20 protein-coding genes and 1 pseudogene are annotated in these 20,083 nt (G+C 72.0%); 13 read left to right on the forward strand and 8 right to left on the reverse strand.

What is annotated here, in order from left to right; translation table 11 throughout:
* Positions 1–61: 61 nt before the first annotated feature.
* Both ACWDEN_RS03220 and ACWDEN_RS03225 read left to right on the forward strand, forming a co-directional pair.
* Complete coding sequence (locus tag ACWDEN_RS03220) at positions 62–1,210, forward strand: acyl-CoA dehydrogenase family protein (RefSeq protein WP_351601305.1); 1,149 nt, start codon at positions 62–64, stop codon at positions 1,208–1,210.
* Positions 1,210–2,262: a Zn-dependent alcohol dehydrogenase gene (locus tag ACWDEN_RS03225; protein ID WP_351601302.1), complete on the forward strand. Its 1,053-nt coding sequence runs from the start codon at positions 1,210–1,212 to the stop codon at positions 2,260–2,262. Before ACWDEN_RS03220 ends, ACWDEN_RS03225 begins: the two co-directional genes overlap by 1 nt.
* Before the next feature lie 73 nt (positions 2,263–2,335).
* Here ACWDEN_RS03225 and ACWDEN_RS03230 read toward each other — a convergent pair whose 3' ends face one another.
* Positions 2,336–3,370: a GlxA family transcriptional regulator gene (locus tag ACWDEN_RS03230; RefSeq protein WP_351601299.1), complete on the reverse strand. Its 1,035-nt coding sequence runs from the start codon at positions 3,368–3,370 to the stop codon at positions 2,336–2,338.
* A gap of 107 nt (positions 3,371–3,477) precedes the next feature.
* On the opposite strand from ACWDEN_RS03230, the gene ACWDEN_RS03235 reads away from it, so the two are divergent.
* Positions 3,478–4,782, forward strand: coding sequence for an MFS transporter (locus tag ACWDEN_RS03235; RefSeq protein WP_351601296.1), 1,305 nt, complete (start codon positions 3,478–3,480; stop codon positions 4,780–4,782).
* A 404-nt stretch (positions 4,783–5,186) separates the two neighbouring features.
* On the opposite strand, the gene ACWDEN_RS03240 is transcribed toward ACWDEN_RS03235, so the two are convergent.
* Positions 5,187–6,002: a methyltransferase domain-containing protein gene (locus ACWDEN_RS03240; protein ID WP_351601294.1), complete on the reverse strand. Its 816-nt coding sequence runs from the start codon at positions 6,000–6,002 to the stop codon at positions 5,187–5,189.
* Positions 6,003–6,057: 55 nt separating this feature from the next.
* On the opposite strand from ACWDEN_RS03240, the gene ACWDEN_RS03245 reads away from it, so the two are divergent.
* The 6 genes from ACWDEN_RS03245 (at position 6,058) to ACWDEN_RS03270 (ending at position 10,184) form a co-directional block, all read left to right on the forward strand.
* Positions 6,058–6,777: a GntR family transcriptional regulator gene (locus tag ACWDEN_RS03245; RefSeq protein ID WP_351601291.1), complete on the forward strand. Its 720-nt coding sequence runs from the start codon at positions 6,058–6,060 to the stop codon at positions 6,775–6,777.
* Between the two features lie 169 nt (positions 6,778–6,946).
* The gene (locus ACWDEN_RS03250; protein ID WP_351601288.1) at positions 6,947–7,150 is read left to right on the forward strand and encodes a hypothetical protein; all 204 of its coding nucleotides are present in this window, start codon (positions 6,947–6,949) and stop codon (positions 7,148–7,150) included.
* Positions 7,147–7,527: a DUF6415 family natural product biosynthesis protein gene (locus ACWDEN_RS03255; protein WP_450856936.1), complete on the forward strand. Its 381-nt coding sequence runs from the start codon at positions 7,147–7,149 to the stop codon at positions 7,525–7,527. Before ACWDEN_RS03250 ends, ACWDEN_RS03255 begins: the two co-directional genes overlap by 4 nt.
* 662 nt (positions 7,528–8,189) lie before the next feature.
* Positions 8,190–8,417 carry a hypothetical protein gene (locus ACWDEN_RS03260; protein WP_351601282.1) on the forward strand — a complete coding sequence of 76 codons (228 nt, stop codon included), beginning with the start codon at positions 8,190–8,192 and terminating at the stop codon, positions 8,415–8,417.
* Positions 8,418–8,575: 158 nt separating this feature from the next.
* Positions 8,576–9,715, forward strand: a complete 1,140-nt coding sequence (locus tag ACWDEN_RS03265; RefSeq protein ID WP_351601279.1) for a restriction endonuclease fold toxin-2 domain-containing protein — start codon at positions 8,576–8,578, stop codon at positions 9,713–9,715.
* 34 nt (positions 9,716–9,749) lie between these two features.
* The gene (locus ACWDEN_RS03270; protein ID WP_351601276.1) at positions 9,750–10,184 is read left to right on the forward strand and encodes a hypothetical protein; all 435 of its coding nucleotides are present in this window, start codon (positions 9,750–9,752) and stop codon (positions 10,182–10,184) included.
* Between the two features lie 156 nt (positions 10,185–10,340).
* Here ACWDEN_RS03270 and ACWDEN_RS03275 read toward each other — a convergent pair whose 3' ends face one another.
* On the reverse strand, positions 10,341–10,934 hold the full coding sequence (locus ACWDEN_RS03275; protein ID WP_351601273.1) for a flavin reductase family protein: 594 nt from the start codon (positions 10,932–10,934) through the stop codon (positions 10,341–10,343).
* 83 nt (positions 10,935–11,017) lie between these two features.
* Here ACWDEN_RS03275 and ACWDEN_RS03280 point away from each other — a divergent pair, with 83 nt between their 5' ends.
* A complete protein-coding gene (locus ACWDEN_RS03280; RefSeq protein ID WP_351601270.1) occupies positions 11,018–11,935 on the forward strand; it encodes a hypothetical protein in 918 nt (305 codons plus the stop codon).
* 3 nt (positions 11,936–11,938) lie between these two features.
* Here ACWDEN_RS03280 and ACWDEN_RS03285 read toward each other — a convergent pair whose 3' ends face one another.
* From ACWDEN_RS03285 to ACWDEN_RS03295, 3 genes are all read right to left on the reverse strand, one after another.
* Positions 11,939–12,724, reverse strand: coding sequence for an enoyl-CoA hydratase/isomerase family protein (locus tag ACWDEN_RS03285; RefSeq protein WP_351601267.1), 786 nt, complete (start codon positions 12,722–12,724; stop codon positions 11,939–11,941).
* On the reverse strand, positions 12,721–14,943 hold the full coding sequence (locus ACWDEN_RS03290; protein ID WP_351601264.1) for an acetate--CoA ligase family protein: 2,223 nt from the start codon (positions 14,941–14,943) through the stop codon (positions 12,721–12,723). Before ACWDEN_RS03290 ends, ACWDEN_RS03285 begins: the two co-directional genes overlap by 4 nt.
* A 158-nt stretch (positions 14,944–15,101) precedes the next feature.
* On the reverse strand, positions 15,102–16,298 hold the full coding sequence (locus ACWDEN_RS03295) for a flavin-containing monooxygenase (protein ID WP_351601261.1): 1,197 nt from the start codon (positions 16,296–16,298) through the stop codon (positions 15,102–15,104).
* Between the two features lie 204 nt (positions 16,299–16,502).
* Here ACWDEN_RS03295 and ACWDEN_RS03300 point away from each other — a divergent pair, with 204 nt between their 5' ends.
* The 3 genes from ACWDEN_RS03300 to ACWDEN_RS03310 all read left to right on the forward strand — a co-directional run bounded on the left by ACWDEN_RS03300 (position 16,503) and on the right by ACWDEN_RS03310 (position 18,553).
* A complete protein-coding gene (locus ACWDEN_RS03300) occupies positions 16,503–16,955 on the forward strand; it encodes a DoxX family membrane protein (protein WP_351601259.1) in 453 nt (150 codons plus the stop codon).
* Positions 16,952–17,347, forward strand: a complete 396-nt coding sequence (locus ACWDEN_RS03305; RefSeq protein WP_351601256.1) for a Zn-ribbon domain-containing OB-fold protein — start codon at positions 16,952–16,954, stop codon at positions 17,345–17,347. Before ACWDEN_RS03300 ends, ACWDEN_RS03305 begins: the two co-directional genes overlap by 4 nt.
* Positions 17,348–17,692: 345 nt before the next feature.
* On the forward strand, positions 17,693–18,553 hold the full coding sequence (locus tag ACWDEN_RS03310) for a GNAT family N-acetyltransferase (protein ID WP_351601253.1): 861 nt from the start codon (positions 17,693–17,695) through the stop codon (positions 18,551–18,553).
* A 30-nt stretch (positions 18,554–18,583) separates the two neighbouring features.
* On the opposite strand, the pseudogene ACWDEN_RS03315 reads toward ACWDEN_RS03310, so the two are convergent.
* Both ACWDEN_RS03315 and ACWDEN_RS03320 read right to left on the reverse strand, forming a co-directional pair.
* Positions 18,584–19,158: pseudogene (locus ACWDEN_RS03315) on the reverse strand (EamA family transporter); the annotation flags it as partial.
* A gap of 228 nt (positions 19,159–19,386) precedes the next feature.
* Positions 19,387–20,052, reverse strand: coding sequence for a pyridoxine/pyridoxamine 5'-phosphate oxidase (locus ACWDEN_RS03320; RefSeq protein ID WP_351601251.1), 666 nt, complete (start codon positions 20,050–20,052; stop codon positions 19,387–19,389).
* Positions 20,053–20,083: the final 31 nt, after the last annotated feature.

A 20,083-nucleotide genomic window follows, 5' to 3' on the forward strand; every position in this document is an offset into this window, starting at 1 on the left:
TGTGGCTTGTCGCGCAGTTCCCCGCGCCCCTTCGGGGCGCGTCGATCTAAGGCGGTCTTCAATGGATTTCGGGTTCAGCCAAGAGGACGAGACGTTCCGTGCGGAGGTCCGCGCCTGGCTGGCCGCCCATGCCGACCCGGATACGGACAGACGTACTTGGGAGCGCACACTCGGCAAGGCCGGGTGGATAGGTCTCGGGTGGCCGCAGCCGGGGTACGGCAACCGCACGGCCACCCTCACCCAGCAGGTCGTCTGGGCCGAGGAGTACGCCCGGTCGGCCGCGCCCCCGCGCTCCGGGCACATCGGGGAGAACCTCCTCGCCCCCACCTTGATCGCCCACGGCACCGAGGAGCAGAAGGCCCGCTTCCTGCCGCCGATCGCGGCCGGCGAGGAACTGTGGTGCCAGGGCTACAGCGAGCCCGGTGCCGGGTCGGATCTGGCGGGGGTGCGCACGGCCGCCGTACGCGAGGGGACCGGCTACCGGGTCAGCGGGCAGAAGATCTGGACCTCGCTCGCCCATGAGGCCGACTGGTGCTTCGTGCTGGCCCGTACCGACCCGGAGTCCCGGCGCCACCACGGCCTGAGCCTGCTGCTCGTTCCCATGGACCAGCCCGGCCGTATCGAGGTCCGCCCCATCCGGCAGATGACCGGCACCAGCGACTTCAACGAGGTCTTCTTCGACGGGGCGCACGCGCGCGTGGAGGACGTGGTGGGAGGGGAGGGGCGGGGGTGGCCGGTGGCCATGAGCCTGCTCGGGTTCGAGCGCGGGGTGTCCACGCTCGCGCAACAGATCGGGTTCGCCGAGGAGCTGGCCCGGGTCGTACGGGTAGCCGTGGAGACGGGGGCGGCGGCGGACCCCGTCGTACGGGAGCGGCTCGTGCGGCAGTGGGCCGAGCTGCGGACCATGCGCCGGCACGCCCTGCGCACCCTCGGCGGCTCGGCCGACCCGGGCGCGCCCAGCGTGGCCAAGCTGCTGTGGGCCGGCTGGCACCAGCGGCTCGGCGAGCTGGCGATGCAGGTCAGGGGCGCGGCGGCCACCGCCGGCCCCACGGACTGGTCTGCCGCCGCGCCGTACGAACTCGACGCCGTCCAGCACCTGTTCCTCTTCTCCCGGGCCGACACCATCTACGGCGGCTCGGACCAGGTCCAGCGCACGATCATCGCCGAGCGCGTGCTCGGCCTGCCCAGAGAGCCCAAGGGGGCCGTGTGATGCGTGGAGTGGTGTTCGACGGCAAGCAGGTGCAGGTGGTCGACGATCTCGCGGTGCGCGAGCCGGGGCCCGGTGAGGTGCTGGTGGCGATCGCGGCGGCCGGGCTGTGCCACAGCGATCTGTCCGTGGTGGACGGCACCATTCCCTTCCCGGTGCCGGTGGTGCTGGGACACGAGGGCGCGGGGGTGGTCGAGGCGGTCGGCGCGGGCGTCACCCATGTCGCGCCCGGCGACCATGTGGCCCTGTCCACGCTCGCCAACTGCGGCACGTGCGCGGAGTGCGACCGGGGCCGGCCGACGATGTGCCGGCAGGCCATCGGGCGGCCGCGGAAGCCGTTCACACGCGGCACGGCGGGGCTGGTGCACCAGTTCGCCGCCAACTCGGCCTTCGCGGAGCGCACGGTCGTCAAGGCCGTACAGGCGGTGCGGATCCCCAAGGACATCCCCCTGGAGCCGGCCGCGCTGATCGGGTGCGGGGTGCTCACGGGCGTGGGCGCCGTGCTGAACCGGGCCCGGGTGGACCGGGGCGACAGCGTCGTCGTCATCGGGACCGGCGGGATCGGGCTGAACGTGCTGCAGGGGGCGCGGCTCGCGGGGGCGCTCAGGATCGTCGCCGTGGACGCCAACCCGGACAAGGAGGAGGCGGCCCGGCGGTTCGGCGCGACCGACTTCCTGACCTCGGCGGACGGGGTGAAGGACATCCTGCCCACCGGTGCCGACCACGCCTTCGAGTGCGTGGGCCGGGTGGAGCTGATCCGGCAGGCGATCGACCTCCTCGACCGGCACGGCCAGGCCGTCCTGCTGGGCGTGCCCCCGGCCGACGCCGAGGCGTCCTTCCTCGTCTCCTCCCTCTACCTGGACAAGTCCGTCCTGGGCTGCCGCTACGGCTCCTCGCGCCCCCAGCGGGACATCGCCCTGTACGCCGAGCTGTACCGCCAAGGCCGCCTGCTGCTGGACGAGTTGGTGACGGCCGTGTACCCGGTGGAGGACTTCGCCAAGGCGCGCGCGGACGCGGAGGCGGGGCGGGTGGCGCGGGCGGTGCTCACGTTCTGACCCAGGTTCCGGCTCACGTTCTGACCCAGGTTCCGGCTCACGTTCTGACCCAGGTTCCGGCTCACGTTCTGACTCACGTTCTGACGCCGGCGCGGAAGGTCCGCCGGTACGCCGTCGGGGTCACCCCGAGGGCCTGCTGGAGGTGCTGGCGCATCGACTGGGCCGTGCCGAAGCCCGCCTCGCGGGCCACCTGGTCGATGGACAGGTCGGTGGTCTCCAGCAGATGGCGGGCGCGTTCGACGCGCTGCTGGGTGAGCCACTGCCCGGGGCTGATCCCGGCCTCCTCGCGGAACCGGCGGGTGAAGGTGCGGACCGACATGGCCTCCTGCTCGGCCATGTCCCGCAGCTGGATCGGCTCGTGCAGGCGGCCCAGCGCCCAGGCGCGGGCGGCGGTCGTCGTGGCCAGCTGCGGGTCCGGGACCGGGCGCTCGATGTACTGGGCCTGGCCGCCGTCGCGGTGCGGCGGTACGACCGTGCGCCGGGCCACGTCGTTGGCGACCGCCGTACCGAAGTCGCGGCGCACCATGTGCAGGCACAGGTCGATCCCGGCGGCCACACCGGCCGAGGTGAGCACATCGCCGTCGTCGACGAACAGCACGTCCGCGTCCACCTTGACCCGCGGGAACATGCGCTGGAAACGCTCGGCGTCGGCCCAGTGCGTGGTCGCCGGGCGGCCGTCCAGGTAGCCGGCGGCGGCGAGGACGTAGACGCCGGTGCAGATGGAGGCGAGCCGGGTGCCGGGGCGGATGCGGGCGAAGGCGGCGGCCAGCTCGTCGGTGAGCCGGCCCTCGTCGAAGACCGGGCCGAGCTCGTACGACGCCGGGACGATCACCGTGTCGGCGCCGGCCAGCGCCTCCGGGCCGTTCGGGACGTGCACGGCGAAGTCGGCGTCGGTCTCGACCGGGCCGGGCGGCCGCACCGAGCAGGTCACGACCTCGTACAGATGCCGGCCGTGCTCGTCCTTCGGGCGGCCGAAGATGCGGTGCGGGATGCCCAGCTCGAAGGGGAGCAGCCCGTCGAGGGCCAGGACGACGATCCGGTGCGGACGGAAAGCACCGGCGCCGGTGGCCGTGACCCGATCCCCAGTCGTGGGCCGATCGCCAGTCATGGCCCGATCGATACGCATGTCCCGATCGATACTCATGGCCCGATCCTAACGAATGCTGTCCTCCGGGCCACTCGATGTGCGCTCATGGGATAAGCAGGCTGTATGACGTGACTCAGACAAGCCCAGCCGCAGCCCCCGTCCAGGCCGCCCCGCCCGCCCGGCGCCGCCGTGTGCACCGGGCGTGGTTCGTCGCCGCCGTCACCTTCGTCACCATCATCGGCGCGGCCGCCTTCCGCTCCCTGCCCGGCCTGCTCATCGACCCGCTGCACCAGGAGTTCGGCTGGTCGCGCGGCACGATCGGCGCGGCCGTCTCCATCAACCTCGCGCTCTACGGCCTCACCGCCCCCTTCGCCGCCGCGCTGATGGACCGCTTCGGCATCCGCCGGGTGGTCGCCGTCGCGCTGACCGTGATCGCCGCCGGTTCCGGCCTGACCGTGTGGATGACGGCGGCCTGGCAGCTGTGGCTGTGCTGGGGCCTGCTGGTCGGTCTCGGCTCCGGCTCGATGGCCCTCGCGTTCGCGGCGACGGTCACCAACCGGTGGTTCACCGAGCGACGCGGCCTGGTCAGCGGCATCCTGACCGCCGCGTCCGCCTCCGGCCAGCTGATCTTCCTGCCGGTGCTGTCCTGGCTGACCGAACACCACGGCTGGCGCCCGGCCGCCGTGACGGTCGCCCTGGCCGCCCTCGCCGTCGTCCCCTTCGTGTGGATCCTGCTGCGCGACCACCCGGCCGACGTCGGTCAGGAGCCGTACGGCGCCCGGGAGTTCGTGCCCAAGCCCCCGCCGGTCACCGGCGCCGCCCGCCGCACGCTGAAGGTCCTCTTCACCTCCGTCCGCACGGGCACCTTCTGGTTGCTCGCCGGCACCTTCGCGATCTGCGGCGCCTCCACCAACGGCCTGATCCAGACCCACTTCGTGCCCGCCGAGCACGACCACGGCATGCCGGTCACCACGGCGGCCTCGCTGCTCGCGGTCATCGGCGTGTTCGACGTGGCCGGCACGATCGCCTCCGGCTGGTTCACCGACCGCTTCGAACCGCGCCGCCTGCTGGCGGTGTACTACGCCCTGCGCGGCCTCTCGCTCCTCTTCCTCCCCATGCTGCTGGGCCCGGCGGTCCACCCCCCGATGCTCTTCTTCATCGTCTTCTACGGCCTGGACTGGGTGGCCACCGTCCCGCCGACCCTCGCCCTGTGCCGCGAGAGTTACGGCGAGGACAGCGCCATCGTCTTCGGCTGGGTGCTCGCCTCCCACCAGGTCGGCGCGGCCCTCGTCGCCTACCTCGGCGGCGTCGCCCGCGACGTCTTCGGCACCTACGACCTCATGTGGTACGCCTCCGGCACGCTGTGCGCGGCGGCGGCACTGATGTCGCTGGTGATCAGGCGCCCGGCTGAACTGGTACCGGTGGTGTCCTGAACGCCACCGCGCAGAAAGGGGAGTTGGCGAGTCCTGGTCCGCCAGACCGGAGGCCGTAGGCCTTGCACCCGGCAACCGGGAGGCGGCCCCGCGGTCAGGAGGCCGTCGCCACGAAGGGTGTCGCGGTACCCGCCGCCGACGGCGCCTGCACCCACGCGCGAGCGCCCCTGCCCGCCGGAGACACCGCCTTCGACTCGGCACCGGCACCGGTGTGCCGGCCGCCGTCCTGCCCCGGGGGGGCGTGCGCCGCGTCATGGCGACCGACCTCAGCCCGCGGGCCCGCGCCTGCGCCCGGGACGACCTCACCCGCCTCGGCCTCGCGGACCGGGTCACAATCCCCTGCACGCGGCCCGCGCGGCCGAGGTGACGGCGCGGTGGCGGCTGGGGGTGTGCTGAACCTTGGGTCAGACCGGCCGTCGGCCGAACGCCAGCAGATGCGAACTCGCCGCCAGCAGTTCGGGGTAGGGCTCGGCCATGCGTGCCGCGGTCAGGGCCGACTCGAACAGGGGCGTGTCCCGGAGGTCGCCCCCGCTGTTCCGCTCGGCCGCCGCGAGCATGGACCAGGCCGGGCCTTCGATCCCGAACACCTCGGCGTCGTTGAACCCGGCAGCGGTCACCTCGTCGCGCAGGTGCTCCCCGCTGTGGAAGTAGGCGGATGTGAACGCCTTCTTCCCGTCGTGGATCTGGGAGGCGAGGATCCGGCCGATGCTCTTCTGCATGGGTTCTCTGTGCAGGTGCGCGAACGCGGCGTGTTCGAAGAGGCTGGAGTACCGGTTGATACCGGCCGCTGCCAGCAGACCGCCCGGCTTGAGCACGCGGTAGGCCTCGGCGAGCGCCCGCTCGCGGTCGGCGCGGTCGATCAGGTGGTACAGCGGGCCGAGCAGCAGGACGACATCGGCCGAGCTGTCCCCGGCGGTGAGCTTCCGGGCATCCCCGACCTCCACGGTGGCACCGCTGGCCTTGGCTTGCTCGACGTGTCGCAGGATCGGATCGACGAGATGAACGTCGTAGCCGTCCTCGACCAGCCAACGAGCATGGGCGCCGGGGCCACCGCCGACGTCGAGGATGCGGGCTGGTGGCATAGGCAGATACCGCCGCAGCAACTCCTGCGTGCGCACCATCTCCAGGCGTCCGTCGGCCGTGGTGCTCAGCCTGTCCGCCTCGTCGATGGTCTCGGTGTAGAACCTCACGATCTCCGGCGCTAGCTCGGGAAGTGTCATGCGGGCATTCTGGTTCCGGAGCAGTGGACCAGTCCAGTGATCGGAAACATGCCTTATGCCCCTCCTCAAGTACGAGCAGATCGCCGACGATCTCCGGACCCGGATCGCGTCGGGCGAGTTCGGCCCGGGCGACCTGCTGCCGTCGGGCCGCGACCTTGCCGAACAGTGGGGCGTGTCCAGGGCCACCGTGGTCAAGGCGTACGACGTGCTGAGGGCCGATGGACTGGTCGAGGCCAGGCAAGGCACCGGATTCGTGGTCGTGGAGACGCCGGTCGCGAGGCCCGCGGGCCGCCGCCGGGCCGGTTCCAGCCGCGTCGTGGGTGGTGCACCGTACCGGCGGCTGGGCACACCGGACCGGTTCGTGCCGCCCGCGCACGTGGTCGACGCCCTTGGCCTGAAACCCGGCGAGACCGCGCTGCGTCGTATGCGTCTGGTGCTGCTCGACGACGGTTCGCCGGGGACGCTCGTCACAGCCTGGTTCCCGCCCGGCATCGCCGATGCGGCGCCCCGCCTGGCGTTGCCTGGCCCGATCGCCGAGGGCACCACGCACTACGTGCTCCGTGAAACCGGCCGTTCGCCCTGCGAAGGTGTCGACATCACCACCGTCCGCCTGGCCAGTGACGAGGAAGCTCGGTTGCTGGAGACGGAACAGTCGGCAGCCGTCGCCGTTGTGGTTCACACGGCCTATGACCAGGACCGTCTTCCGTTGGTGTGCGAAGAGGGTGTCACGCCGTCGCACGTCTTCGAGGAGGTCGAGACATACCCGATGGGGTAGTGGCTCACGCAAGCGGCTTGACTGGACCGGTCCACCGGTCCAGTCTCTTTTTGGCGCTGTGTCAGCACACCGCGAAAGCGGGCGTGTTGTGCCCGGCTGCCGAAATGACGAAGCCCGGCGACCGCTGACACGGCCCCGGGCGCGGCCAACGCTGCTGAGGAGCGTCGACATGGCGAACGTTACCGCCTCACCCGATGCCGTCCCGCGGGGCGGCATGACGATCCGGATCTACACCGTGAACCGCTACGGCACTGTCATCGCGGAGCGCGGCACGGTCAACGTCCTGCCCAGCGAAGGGCCTCCACCACTGAGCACGGTGCTTCCCGCGTGCGGCTGCCCGGGCTGCCGTAAGACCCGGGCAGCCGAGCAGTGAACGCCACGGCCGAGAGCGGCAATGCCACCGTGCCCCTGGACATCGGAACGATCCGCGAGACAGCGGCCATCTTGCTGGGCCCCGACGACGCGCCTGACGCGCTGCCTCCAGCCCCATGCGAGCTGGACACGCTCACCGCGATGCTGCGCGGTCACATGGAGCTGCTGATCCCCGAGGTGGAGGCGAAAGCCGGGCGACTGCTGCGGGACAGCGGTCTGCGGCACCGCGGGCTCGCCTGCGTCGGCGAGGCGAAGAGAAAGCTGCGGCTCGGAGACGGCTGCACGCCGCCTGTCCGCGTGGCCGTGGCGCGGAAGCTCGCCCGCTGTGTCAAAGCCCTGTGCGACCACTACGAGAACCTGGACGCCGAGCAGCCGTGATGCGCGGCCATGAAGGCGATCGCCGGCCTGCTCGCGCACGCGGCGCTCGTCTCGGCCCCGGTCCTCGCCCTGGTGCTGGCGCGGACGCCTGACTGAAGCACCCCCATGGCGACCGCAGGGTCAGGGTCGCATCCGACAAACGCCCCTCCCTGTCGTGTGCCGGAAGGCACGGCGGGAGGGGTCTTCGCGGTGCAGCTCTACCGGTCGGTGAGGCGCGCGGGGCGGCTTCCTGCCCATGCCGGCGATTTACCAGCGGGTCGGACGCTGAGAGTCGGCGATGTGGGTGATCTGGTCCGGCGACCGGGCCGGGCCGTGGTGATCCGCCGTACATGGCAGGCCAGGGCCTGGTTGGCGATGTGGGTGGTCAGAACGGGCGGAAACGCGATCTCGTTGGCGTGATGCGCTGGCGCCGCGACGGCCGCGTCGACCTTCGGGCGTCTACGGCATCGCCATCGGTGTGGGCCGCGAAGGACGGCCTTCCCCGGTGGCGGGCTGAGCCGAGGCCCGATGCGCCTCGTCCCCGTGGCCTTTGGCTCGACACGACGCTGCCATGAGGATCTTCGTGCGATAGAACGGAGATCTGATCGCCCACGTTTCCGGGCGAGCGAACGCGGAGGGATTCTGTGGGGCTGCGGCCGGACTTGAAGTTGATCGTGGATGGCATGATCAAGGCGTCCATGGGCATGGTGGACACGGTCATGGTCGGCACCCGGGACACCGCCGTCGCCCTCTTTCACGAACTCGACCGGCAGCATGGCATGGCTGGGGACGACGATGCGGGGCGCGCGTTCGCGAAGGTGTACAAGTCCGCGGCAGCCACGACGCTCGACAAGATCGGCTTCAGCGCTTACGTGATGGGCGAGACCGTCTCGGCCAGCAGGTGGATCTGACCGACGGCATGGGCGATCCCGCAGCGGACTGCTCGGAGAGCTTCCTCGGGCTGGGGCAGGAGCTTCCGGAGGTCGTCGGCGACACCGCGTGGTACGACCAGTACGCTCCCGCCGGGATGAGTGACCGTTTCCGCGGCTCGCCGGAGAAGCTGCGGGACGTGGCGGGCACCTGGCGCCGGGGTGCGAAGCTGATGACGCGCTTTCTGGAGGACGCACAGGCCTGCGCTCACACCGCTGACAAGGCCCACTCCGGCCAGGCCGCTGACGCGTTCCGCAGCTACTTCAAGGGCTTCGTCGGCTTCGCCGCCCCGCCCGAGCAGGCTCACGCGGACGAGCCGCTGGTCGCGAATCTGGTCGCCGCCTGCACCCAGCTCGCCAAGGCGTGCGACCGGTACGCCGATCACGTCGAGTCGGCCAAAGTGAAGATCGCCGATGACCGGGCGAACATCTTCCACGTGGACATGCCCTGGGACTCTCCCATGTTCGGCGGCAACGGTGACGACGGCGGCCTCCACGACGCCGTACTGAATGATCCGTGGATCCACCGACTCGGCGATGTGGCGCACGCCCTGGACACCTCCGAGAAGCGCGTCAAGCTCCCTCACGGTTCAGACGTTTCACCCGTCCTCCCTGGCCTGCCGTTTCTCCCGGTCCCCGAACCGGTACCCGTGCCCTTGGCACTCGCGTCGTACAAGGGTGGCCTGCCCGGCGTCATACCCGCCGTCTACCGGGACCCCGACCCCAACATTCTGCACAAGGACCCGCTGCCGCCGGTGCAGGGCACCACCCAGTTGCTCAGCCCCGCCGACCGGAAAGCGTTCGTGACGTGGGTGAACACGCTGCGGCCCATGGGATTCGGCGGGAGGCCCGATGCAGCAGATCCCGCCAACGCCTACCAGCTGCGGACCGCTGGCTATCCCGAGCGGCTCATTCCGCTGCCCGCCGACGCCCGGAAGGGCGCCATCGCAGCGGACGGCATGCGGCCGGACGATGGCTACATGGTCGATGCCAAGTACGTGAAGGGCACCGACGACGAGTGCAAGAAGAACTCGTTTCGTACGCCGGACACTTTCGCCCTCGAAGACAAATATGACGAGAACGGCAAGAAGAAGTGGAGCCCGAAGGACATCCTCGTCGGTAAGGACGAGAAGGAACTGAACGACTACCGGCTGGCCATGAAGGAGCACAAGCAGATCCGCGGCCTGGAGGTCATCACCAACGACAATGACTCGGCCGCCTACTGGCAGACGCTCATGGCGGCAAACAATGTCAAGGGAACCTCCCGGTACGTGCCCTAGACCCGAACGCGAACGACGAAGGACGCCTCCTGCTGTGGACCTCGACGAATACCAGACGACCTACCTGCTCTACGCACCCGCCAAGAACCCCGCCGGCTGGAACCTCGAACTGGCCGCGTTCGGTGCCGCGCTCGACGCCGCGTTCCAAGACGTCCGCTACGAGACCGAGCAGGGCCGCCAACTGCGGCTGTGTTTCTGGGCCGTGTCGGATGACGGAATCGTGTTCGACGGCTTCGCCACCAACGAAGGCCGGGACACGGTCGTCCTCACGGACAACACCGCCGCTGAAGCAGCCGTCTTCATCGCCTGGCTCCGCGACACGTTCCTGCCCGCACCGGACCTGATCCGCTTCACCTCGGAGCCCGCCGTAGAGCGGGGCATCGAGTCGGACTGGCGCATGCCCGCGGCTGGAGACGTGGCGAGCATCGCTGAGGAACTGAAGCACCACATCCAGGTTGTCGAAGGCTGACCGGCGAGCGGTGCGGCGCATTCCTGGGGCCGGTGAGTCGCCCAGTGCCTGCTGAATCTCGGCGACGCGCTGGGGCTCGGGGAGGTGGGAGGACCCGCCGACCAGGTCCAGCAGTTCCCTGGCGCGTTTCGCCCGGTCGGTGTCGGCATTGGCGGGTCAGATGCTGATCCGGGCGAACCGCCCCCGGTGGAACAGCAGTGGCTCGCCCGGCTCCTCCGCCCCGAGGGCCTCCACCCGGCCCACCACGATCAGGTGGTCGCCCCCGGTGTGCACGGCGTGGACGGTGCAGTCGATCCACGCGGCGGTGCCGGCGAGGCGCGGGGAGCCGGAGACGGGGGCCGCGTCGTACGCCACCCCCGCGAACTTGTCCGCGCCGCTCACCGCGAAGGCCCGGCACAGTTCGTCCTGGCCGGCGCTGAGCACGTTGACGCAGAAGACGCCCGCACGGGCGATGCGCGGCCAGGTCGTCGACGTACGGCCCACCATGAAGCAGATCAGGGGCGGGTCGAGGGAGAGAGAGGAGAAGGACTGGCAGGCGAACCCGGCGGGCGAGCCCGACGCGTCGGCGTCCGGTGCCGTGATCACCGTGACCCCGCTCGCGAAGCTTCCCAGCACCCGCCGGAACGCCGCCTGGTCCACCGGCGCCCGCTCGTCCTCCCGCACGCACCGCAACTCCGGCCGTGGCAACGGCTCCACGGGCCTGCGCCCCAGATACCGGACGGCGGCGGCCGCCGCCCCTGCGTGTCCCATCACGCCAACCATTCAAGCTGACGGAGCGTCAGATGGGAAGCCTCGTGGCCGGGCCGCGTAGAGGCACTTCGTAGGGTGCGGCCATGGGGTGGGAGAGAACGCGTGAGCGGGTCCGGGCGGCCCGCAGCGATCTGGCCGCGGCGATTCCGGTGAACGCGGCGCAGCTGCCGACGGCCGGCCTGCTGTGGTGGATCTGGAGCACGAGCCAGGACCAGTACGAGAGTGGCTCAGGTGGCGGCTGGGGGATCTTCTGCCTGCTGATATTCGGGCCGGTGCTGCTGCCGATCCTGGGCCTGTTCCTCTCCGCCGTGCTGACGCTGCCCGCGATCGTGCTCGCCCGGCCGGTGCTCCGGCGTTTCGGCGGGCCGGAGCGGGCCTGCCGCACGGTCGCGGCAGCGGCCACGGCCGTCGGCTGGGGTGTGGTGACGACGGCGCTCTGGAACTGGCCGTTCGCCACCACGGCCTCGGTCCTCACGGCCCTCGGCCTGCTGCCCGCGCTCGGCATCGCCTACGTCCGCACGCGATCCTGGTCGCTGTGGGGTGTCTGGTGGCGCTCGGCACTCGCCTGCGCCGGCCTGTTCGTCCTGGCCCTCGGCGGCGGGATCGCGGCCGACGCGATGGGCCTGATCCCGCAGTACGAACCACCCGAGCTGACCGCCGGGCAGCTCGCCGGAGTCTGGCACGGCGAGAACGGCGCCGAGCTGCGCCTCACCCTCGACGGCCGGGCCGAGGCCCACAGACTCCCGGCCGAACCCACGGACCGGGACTCGGCGGCCCCCGACTACAAGGACTACGTGGTCTGCGCGGGCTCCGGCACCTGGAAGTCCGACCCCGGCACGGACCACACCGACCGCGCCGGCATCCTCCTGCACCTCGACACCGGCTGCGGACGGGACACCCGCTGGTCCATCAGCGGCACCGAGTCCGCCCCCCAGCTGTACGCCCTCTTCGGTGACCCGGACGCCGGCACCCTCCGGACCCTGGACCGCACCGGGGACTGACCCTCACCGCCCCCGGAACTGTGCCCCCCGCCGCTCCGCGAACGCCCGCAGGCCCTCGTGGGCGTCCTCGGTCGTCATGTTGAGTTCCTGGGCCCAGGCCTCCGCGGCGAAGGCGGTGGCGCGGTCCGAGTCCAGGGAGGTGTTCACCAGGTGCTTGGTCAGGGCCAGGGACCGGGTGGGACCGGACGCCAGGCGGGCCGCCCACTCGCGGGCCGTCTTCGCCAGGTCCGCGTCGGGTACGACCCGGTTGACCAGGCCCAGGCGTTCCGCGTCCGCCGCCGGCACCGCGTCGCCGAAGAACATCAGCTCCTTCGCCCGGTGGGGGCCCAGCAGGCGGGGGAGGAGGTAGGCGCCGCCCGCGTCCGGGACCAGTCCCCGCCGCACGAACACCTCGACGAAGCGGGCCGACTCGGCGGCCAGGACCAGGTCGCAGGCGAACGCCAGGTGCGCGCCGAGGCCCGCCGCCGTGCCGTTCACGGCGGCGATCACCGGCTTCTCGCAGTCCAGGACGGCCGCGATCAGGCGCTGGGCGCCCCGGCGCAGCATCCGGGCCACGTCGCCGGGCAGCCGGTCGCCGCCGTCGGTGCCGCCTCTCAGGTCCGCGCCCGCGCAGAAGCCCCGGCCCGTGCCGGTCAGGACCACCGCCCGGACGTCAGGGGCGGCGGACGCCTCGGAAAGGCGGTCGATCAACTCGTCCCTCAGCGCGGGAGTGAGGGCGTTCAACGCCCCGGGGCGGTTCAGGGTGAGGTGAGTGACCTGGCCGCCGCACTCGGTCTCCAGCTCGCTCATCGGCACACCACCAGTGCGTCCAGTGCGACGGCGCCCTGGCCCCGGGGCAGCACCATCAGCGGGTTGATGTCCAGCTCCGAGACGAACTCGCCCAGTTCGAGCGCCATCCGCTGCACCCGCAGGATCACCTCGACCAGCGCCTCCCGGTCGGCCGGCGGGCGGCCCCGGACGCCGTCCAGCAGGGCTCGGCCGCGGAGCTCGGTGAGCATGGCGCGGGCCTGGTCCTCGCCGAACGGGGGGACGCGCACGGCGGCGTCGTGCAGGACCTCCACCAGCACTCCGCCGAGACCCACCGTCACCGTCGGGCCGAACAGGTCGTCGTGGGTCATCCCGAGGACCATCTCCACGCCCTGCTCGACCATCTGGCACACCAGGATCCCGTCCAGCGCGACGCCGTCGTAACGGGCGATGTCGGTCAGTTCGCGGTAGGCGTCCCTGACCTGGCTGGCCGACGTCAGGCCGATCTTCACCAGGCCCAGTTCCGTCTTGTGGGCGATCCGGGCGCCGGAGGCCTTCATCACCACCGGGTAGCCGACCTGGGCCGCCGCCCGTACGGCCGCCGCCGCGCTGGTCACCAGCTGCTCGCGCGGCACCCGGATGCCGTAGGCGCGCAGCAGCTGCTTGGCCCCGTGCTCGCTGAGCTGCTGGCCGGGCCGCATCAGGGCCTCGGCCTTGCGGAAGGAGGGGGAGGGGGTGCGCGGGGCCTCGTCGAAGGGGGAGCGGTAGTCGCTCACGAAGCGGTGGTGGTCCAGCCAGGCGCGGACGGCCTTCAGACAGTTGCCCAGCGTGCGGAAGGTGGCCACGCGGGTGGAGCCGAGCAGCACCTCGCGGTACGCCGCCTCCGTGCCGACCGGCGAGCCCCACACCACGCACACCAGCTTGTCCGTCTCCTCGGCCGCATCGGTGAGGTCCCGTACGAGCTTGTCGCTGAGCGGCGGGAACGGGCCGGTGACGGGGCAGATCAGGACGCCGATCGACGGGTCGGCGAGGATCGCGTCGATGATCTTCCGGCCGCGCCGGTCGCCCACCGGATGCCCGCCGTTGTCCACCGGGTTGGCCACGCTCAGGTACTCCGGTATCCACTGGTGCAGCTCGGCCTGCTTGGCCTCCGGCAGGCGGGGGAGCCGTAGCCCGGCCGCCGTGGCCAGGTCGGCGGCATGGGCGCCGGTGCCGCCGGAGATCGAGTACACCGCGACCCCGTCCGCCAGCGGCGCCCGTGCCCGCGCCAACAGGGTCGCGGTGTCCTGGAGTTCGTCGAGACCGTCGACCCGTACGACCCCGAACTGGCGCATCGCCGCGTCCACCACGTCGTCGGCGCCCGTGAGCTTGCCGGTGTGCGAGGCCGCCGTACGGGCGCCGGTCTCGGTGCGGCCCACCTTCACCGCGACCACCGGCACCCCGCGGCGGGCGGCGCGGTCGGCGGCCAGCAGGAAGGCGCGGCCGTCCTTCAGGCCCTCCACGTAAGCGGCGATCGCGCCGACCTCGGGCTGCTCGGCGAACCAGGACAGGAAGTCGGCGGTCTCCAGGTCGGCCTCGTTGCCGGTGGGCGCCCAGTGGGAGAGGCGGACGCCCAGCTCCTGGAGGGAGAAGACCGGGCGGCCCTGGTGGCCCGACTGAGTGATCAGGGCGATCGCCGGGCCGGTCAGGTCCTCGCGGAAGTGCTCGAAGGCGTTGAGGTTGGTGTTCGGGCCGAGGAGCCGGATCCCCGAGCGGCGTACGGCGTCCGCCAGCCGCTGCTGTGCCTCGGCGCCCGCCTCGCCCGTCTCGGCGAACCCGGAGGCGAAGGCGACCGCGAACCTCACCTTGGCGTCGGCCAGTTCCCCGATCACCGGCAGGGGATCGGCCACGAGCAGCACGGCCAGGTCGACCTGTCCCGGCGGCAGTTCGGCGACGGAGGCGGCGCAGGGGATGCCGAAGACCGAGGGGCGGGTCGGATGCACCGGGTACACCCGCGCGCCCACCCGCTCGGCCCAGGCCAGCAGCTGCCGGGTGATCCCGGTGTTCGGGCGTCCCTCCGCGTCCGAGGCGCCGATCACGGCGACGGACTCGGGCCGGAAGAAGCGGGTCAGGTCGGGGACCTCCGCGTACAGCGGCCGCCCGCTGACGTCGAGGTCGTCGACCCGGTCGTGGACGACGGGTCCGGGCCGCTGCTCGCCGCACGCGATGACCCGGGCCCGGCGGGAGTCGGTGGTGAGGGTGCCGTGGGTTGATCCAAGCATCGGTCCGCCCGCTCCTGTGAGACAGCACAAGTAAACTGACGCTCTGTCAGATTACTGAACTGACGCAATGTCAGGAACGGGTCGGACCCCCAAAGTTACCGACGGGTGCGCGGGTGGTGCCGCGCGTCACTGACGGGTGCGCGGGTGTCTGCCGCGCGTCACCGGGGGGTGCGCACGTGCCTGGCCGCCGCCTTCGCGATCTTCCCGGCGTCGAGCGCCATCTCCCGGAACATCCCACTGATCGGGTTGGTGAACCCGGTGAAGTACAGGCCGGGCGCCTGTGCGGGTGTACGGCTGCCGTGCACGACCGGCTTGCCGCGCCCGTCCAGCACCCCGAGATGGCCGACCAGGGCCTCCAGTGCCCGCGTGTACCCGGTCGCCGCGATCACCGCGTCCGGCTCGATCCGGCTGCCGTCGGCGAGGACGACCTTTCCGGGGTTCCCGCCCTCGAAGGACTCGACGGCGGCCACGACCTCCACCCTCCGCTGGCGCACGGCGTCGATCAGGCCGACGTCCTGCACCGGGACGGCGCCCTCGTTCACCCTGCTGTACATCCCGGTGTCCGGGCGCGGCAGGCCCTGGGCCGACAGGTCCGGCACGCCGAGCCGGGCCATCGACCTGGCGAGCCGGTCCACCAGCCGCACCGGCAGCCGCCGTACCAGCACACCCGAGTACTGCGCGGGCCAGCCGAGCGTCGTACGGCGCACGATGTGCGGGGTGGTGCGCACGGACAGCCGCACCCGTGAGGCCCCGCCCTCCACCAGGTCCACGGCGATCTCCGCGCCGGTGTTGCCGACGCCGACAACGAGGACGTCGCGGCCGGCGTACGGCTTCGCGTTGCGGTACGCGGAGGCGTGCAGGAACTCGCCGGTGTACGTGTCGCGGCCCGGCCAGTCGGGGACGCGCGGGGTGTGGTTGTAGCCGGTGGCGACGACCACCGCGCTGCCGGTCAGTTCGCGCCCGCCGGAGGCGTGCAGCAGCCAGCCGGTGCCGTCCGCGGCCCGCTCGACGCGGAAGACCTCCACGCCGGTGACGATCTCCAGTTCGTGGTGCTCGGCGTACTTCTCCAGGTAGCGCACCACGTCGTCGCGCGACACCCAGCGCCCGGACTTCCGGGGGATCTTCAGGCCCGGCAGCGCGGACAGCCGCCGGGTGGTGTGCAGACGCAGGCGGTCGTAGTGGCCGCGCCAGGAGGCGCCGACGTTCTCGGCCTTCTCCAGCACCACGGCCCGTATGCCCCGTGCCCGCAGCGCGTACGCGGCGGCCAGACCGCCCGGACCGGCGCCGATGACGTACACCGGGCGGTCGGCGGGCGTGGCGGAGAGCTGCACGGAAGCGGAACGGGAGTCGGTCATGTTCGGGAGCGTAATCACGCACCCGCTTGATGGGTCTCGGTCAAGACCGGAATTGGTTGCGGATCGATCACGGGTGTAGGAGGAGTGGGTGGGGCCGGTGACGTAGGACACCTGGTTGTGGCGGTACGGCGATGGCCCCCGGGCGGGACTCACAGGTGGTGCACGCGGGTGGGCTTCACTGCCGATCTGACGTACCGTCAGATCATGGACTCCATATGGCTGGACGGCGCTCAGTGGCTGGCGGTGCTGCGGATCGGTCTCGGTCTGTGGTGGCTGGAGAGCTGGCGGCACAAGGACAAGAAGGCCTGGTTCGAGCGGGGCAGCGGCATCGCGTGGGCGGCGGAGATCGCGGAGAAGCACCGCTGGGCGCCGGTGCGGACGGGGTTCGAGACGGTGGTCAAGCCCTACCCGAAGCTGATGGCGTACGTCGTCGCCTACGCCGAACTCTCCCTGGGCCTCGGCTTGATCCTCGGCTTTCTGACCCCGATCGCGCTGCTGGGCGGACTGCTGCTGAACGCGATCTACTTCGTGCTGATGATCCACGACTGGGCCGAGCAGGGGCAGAACTCGATGATGGCGCTCATCTCGCTCGTCGGGTTCTTCGGGATGGCCTGGCAGACCTGGTCGATCGACGCGTGGCTGGGGTGGTTCCGATGACCGCGGTCCGCTACGACCTTCCGGAGCCCGACGCCTTCACCCGCCCCTACTGGGAGGCGGCCGCGCGGGGCCGGCTGCTGATCCGCCGCTGCGGGGCCTGCGGCCGGGCCCACCACTACCCGCGCGAGTTCTGCCCGCACTGCTGGAGCAGGGAGGTGACCTGGGAGGAGGCGAGCGGCCGGGCCGTGCTCTACACCTGGTCCACGGTCCATCGCAACGACCTGCCACCCTTCGGCGAACGCACGCCGTACGTGGCCGCGGTGGTCGATCTGGCGGAGGGCCCGCGGATGATGACGCAGGTGGTGGAGTGCGCGGGGGAGGAACTGCGGGCCGGGCTGCCACTGCGGGTGACGTTCATGGAGGGGATACCGGTGTTCCGGCCGGGGGGTTGAGCTGCGGAGGGGGCTGGGGGTCGGGCCGGGGAGGAGCTGCGGAGGGGGCTGGGGCGGTCCGGAGGGGTGAGCTGCGGAGGGGAAGTCGATGGTCCGCCTGGAGGCTGAGCTGTTGAGGGGAAGTCGGCGTGCCTCCGGGGGTTGAGCTGCGGAGGGGGCTGGGGCGGTCCGGAGGGGTGAGCTGCGGAGGGGAAGTCGATGGTCCGCCTGGAGGCTGAGCTGTCGAGGGGAAGTCGGCCGTCCGGAGGGGTGGGCTGTCGAGAGGAGCCCGCGTGCTGCCCGGAGGGGTGGGCTGCCGAGGGAAAACCGCTGTGCCTTCCGGAGGTTGGCGCCGATCATGGCCGTATGCGCCCTGAGCACTGGCATCTCACCGAAGACCTGGACGAGTTCCTCTCCCGCGCGGGCGACTTCCTGCGCTCCCGGCCCGCCCTGCACACGCTGCCGCTGACGGTGACGGACGCGCTGCGCCGCCGCGGGCTGCACCTCTACGGCGAGGAGGCCCCCCTCTTCGGCCTGCTCGAAGCGGACGACGGCACGGTACGGGCCGCCCTGCTCCACACGCCGCCCTTCCACGTCCACGTCACCGCGCTCACCCCGCAGGAGGCCGACGCCCTGGCGGCCCGGTACGCGGAGCTGGGCCGCGCACTCCCGGGGGTCTCCGGGCCGCGGGAGACGGCGGAGGCCTTCGCGGCGGCCTGGCAGCGGCGTACCGGTACGGCGGTCGCCCTCGACAAGCGGCAACGGCTCTACCGGTTGGGCGAGTTGACCGTGCCCGAGCCCCGGCCGCAAGGGCGGGCGCGGATCGCCGGGCCGGCGGACCGGGAACTGCTGATCCGCTGGTTCGAGGAGTTCAAGGAGATCACGGGCGGCGTCGGCCAGGAGGCGGGGAACTGGGCCGACGGCCGTATCTCCTACGGCGGCATCACCCTCTGGGAAGCCCACGACGGCACCCCGCTCGCCATGGCCGGGGTCACCCCCGAAACGGCCGGCCAGGTCCGTGTCGCCCCCGTCTACACCCCGGTCGGCCTGCGGGGACGCGGATACGCGGGCGCGGCCACGGCGGAGGTGAGCCGGGCCGCGCGGGAGGCCGGGGCTTCGGAGATCCTTCTCTTCACCGACCTCGACAACCCGACGAGCAACGGGCTGTACCAGAGGATCGGCTACCGGCCGGTGGCGGACTTCACCGTGTGGAGGTTCGACGACTGACGGTGGGGGGAGAGGGCGCGCCGGGCAGGATCAGCCGCGTCCCGCTCGCACCGCCCCCGCGCTCGCCGTCACCACCATGGCGATGGCCAGGTACTGGGTGGCCGACAGGGTCTGGCCGAGGACCAGGAAGCCGGCCAGGGCCGCGATCGCCGGGGCCAGGCTCATCAGGATCGCGAAGGTCGGGGCGGGCAGCCGGCGCAGGGCCAGCAGTTCCAGGGGGTACGGCAGGCCCGAGGACAGCAGGGCCACGGCCAGGCCGAGCCCCAGCGCCCCGGCCGCAGCAGCGCGGTACCGGCCGAGGCGATGCCCAGCGGCAGGCTCAGCAGCGCGGCCACGGCCATCGCCACGGCCAGCCCGTCGAGCCGTGAAAAGCGGGCGCCGGTCCGGGAGTTGAAGACGATGTACGCCGCCCACAGCGCACCCGCGCCGAGCGCGAACCCGGCACCGGGGAGGCTGAGCCGGCCCAGGCCCTCCTGTCCGAGCAGCAGGACCCCGGCGAGCGCGAGCCCGGCCCACAGCAGGCTCACCGCCCGGCGCGCGGCGACGACGGACAGCGCGAGCGGGCCGAGCACCTCCAGGGTCACCGCGGGGCCCAGCGGGATCCGGCCGGGCGGGCGGTGGGCATCACGACGACGGCGACACCGGGTGTGCACACGCACCCCGCGATCGCCTTCCGCCCTCTGACCGACGCCCCTCCGGTACCGGTGCTTCTCGCCTGGCAGCGGGGAACTCCTGCTCACCCGGCGATTTCGGACCTGGTGCGTCTGGCCCGGCGACTGGTGGCGGGGGCATGAGCCCCCGTGAGGGCCAAGGGCATGAGCGCCTCGTAAGGGTCAGGGCCAGAGCAGCGCCTTGCTCCAGCCGAACTCCGTGCTCCGGTACTCCAGCCGTACGTGCCGCCTGTCCGCGTCCCCCTGGAAGAACTCCACCGTCTCCGGGCGAAGCCGGTAGAGGGTCCAGGTGGGAGACGGCTCGGCCGGGTTCTCGCGGGCCCGCTCCCACGCGGCCTGCGACGCCCGCCGCAGCTCGTCCAGTGAGGACAGCTCCTCGCTCTGCCGCCCGGTGAGCGCCGCGGCCAGTGCCCCGGTCGAGCGGGCGTGCAGGTCGGCCTGGCTCTCGTGGGAGGGCGCCGAGGTCACCGGCCCGCGCACCCGGAGCTGGCGGCCCAGCACCGGCCAGTAGAAGGCCAGGGCCGCGTACGGGTGCGCGCTCAGGGCGCGGCCCTTGCGGCTGGTGGAGTGGGTGCCGAAGGACCAGCCGTCCGGGTCGGCGCCGTGCAGCATCACGATCCGTACGTCCGGCCGCCCTTCCTCGTCCACCGTGGCCAGCGACATCGTGTGCGGCTCCGGCTGCCCGGCCGCGACCGCCTCCGCGAGCCAGCTCGTGAACAGGGGCAGCGGGGTCGGCGGGGCGGTGTCGGGGGCGAAGGGGCGCAGGTCGGTGACGTCGGGGTCCCATACCCGCAGCGACCTCAGAGTTGCGTGGAGATCCGTTTCCATGTGCCGAGTATCGCCACGGGCACCGTCATCC

Source organism: Streptomyces sp. NPDC001153, from assembly GCF_053598315.1.

What these genes read in the sequence shown, in the direction of transcription:
- ACWDEN_RS03220 (WP_351601305.1), top strand. Translation starts at nt 62, where the DNA reads ATGGATTTCGGGTTCAGCCAAGAGGACGAGACGTTCCGTGCGGAGGTC.
- ACWDEN_RS03225 (WP_351601302.1), top strand. Translation starts at nt 1,210, where the DNA reads ATGCGTGGAGTGGTGTTCGACGGCAAGCAGGTGCAGGTGGTCGACGAT.
- ACWDEN_RS03230 (WP_351601299.1), bottom strand. Translation starts at nt 3,370, where the DNA reads ATGACTGGCGATCGGCCCACGACTGGGGATCGGGTCACGGCCACCGGC.
- ACWDEN_RS03240 (WP_351601294.1), bottom strand. Translation starts at nt 6,002, where the DNA reads ATGACACTTCCCGAGCTAGCGCCGGAGATCGTGAGGTTCTACACCGAG.
- ACWDEN_RS03245 (WP_351601291.1), top strand. Translation starts at nt 6,058, where the DNA reads ATGCCCCTCCTCAAGTACGAGCAGATCGCCGACGATCTCCGGACCCGG.
- ACWDEN_RS03250 (WP_351601288.1), top strand. Translation starts at nt 6,947, where the DNA reads ATGGCGAACGTTACCGCCTCACCCGATGCCGTCCCGCGGGGCGGCATG.
- ACWDEN_RS03260 (WP_351601282.1), top strand. Translation starts at nt 8,190, where the DNA reads ATGATCAAGGCGTCCATGGGCATGGTGGACACGGTCATGGTCGGCACC.
- ACWDEN_RS03275 (WP_351601273.1), bottom strand. Translation starts at nt 10,934, where the DNA reads ATGGGACACGCAGGGGCGGCGGCCGCCGCCGTCCGGTATCTGGGGCGC.
- ACWDEN_RS03280 (WP_351601270.1), top strand. Translation starts at nt 11,018, where the DNA reads ATGGGGTGGGAGAGAACGCGTGAGCGGGTCCGGGCGGCCCGCAGCGAT.
- ACWDEN_RS03285 (WP_351601267.1), bottom strand. Translation starts at nt 12,724, where the DNA reads ATGAGCGAGCTGGAGACCGAGTGCGGCGGCCAGGTCACTCACCTCACC.
- ACWDEN_RS03290 (WP_351601264.1), bottom strand. Translation starts at nt 14,943, where the DNA reads ATGCTTGGATCAACCCACGGCACCCTCACCACCGACTCCCGCCGGGCC.
- ACWDEN_RS03295 (WP_351601261.1), bottom strand. Translation starts at nt 16,298, where the DNA reads ATGACCGACTCCCGTTCCGCTTCCGTGCAGCTCTCCGCCACGCCCGCC.
- ACWDEN_RS03300 (WP_351601259.1), top strand. Translation starts at nt 16,503, where the DNA reads ATGGACTCCATATGGCTGGACGGCGCTCAGTGGCTGGCGGTGCTGCGG.
- ACWDEN_RS03305 (WP_351601256.1), top strand. Translation starts at nt 16,952, where the DNA reads ATGACCGCGGTCCGCTACGACCTTCCGGAGCCCGACGCCTTCACCCGC.
- ACWDEN_RS03310 (WP_351601253.1), top strand. Translation starts at nt 17,693, where the DNA reads ATGCGCCCTGAGCACTGGCATCTCACCGAAGACCTGGACGAGTTCCTC.
- ACWDEN_RS03320 (WP_351601251.1), bottom strand. Translation starts at nt 20,052, where the DNA reads ATGGAAACGGATCTCCACGCAACTCTGAGGTCGCTGCGGGTATGGGAC.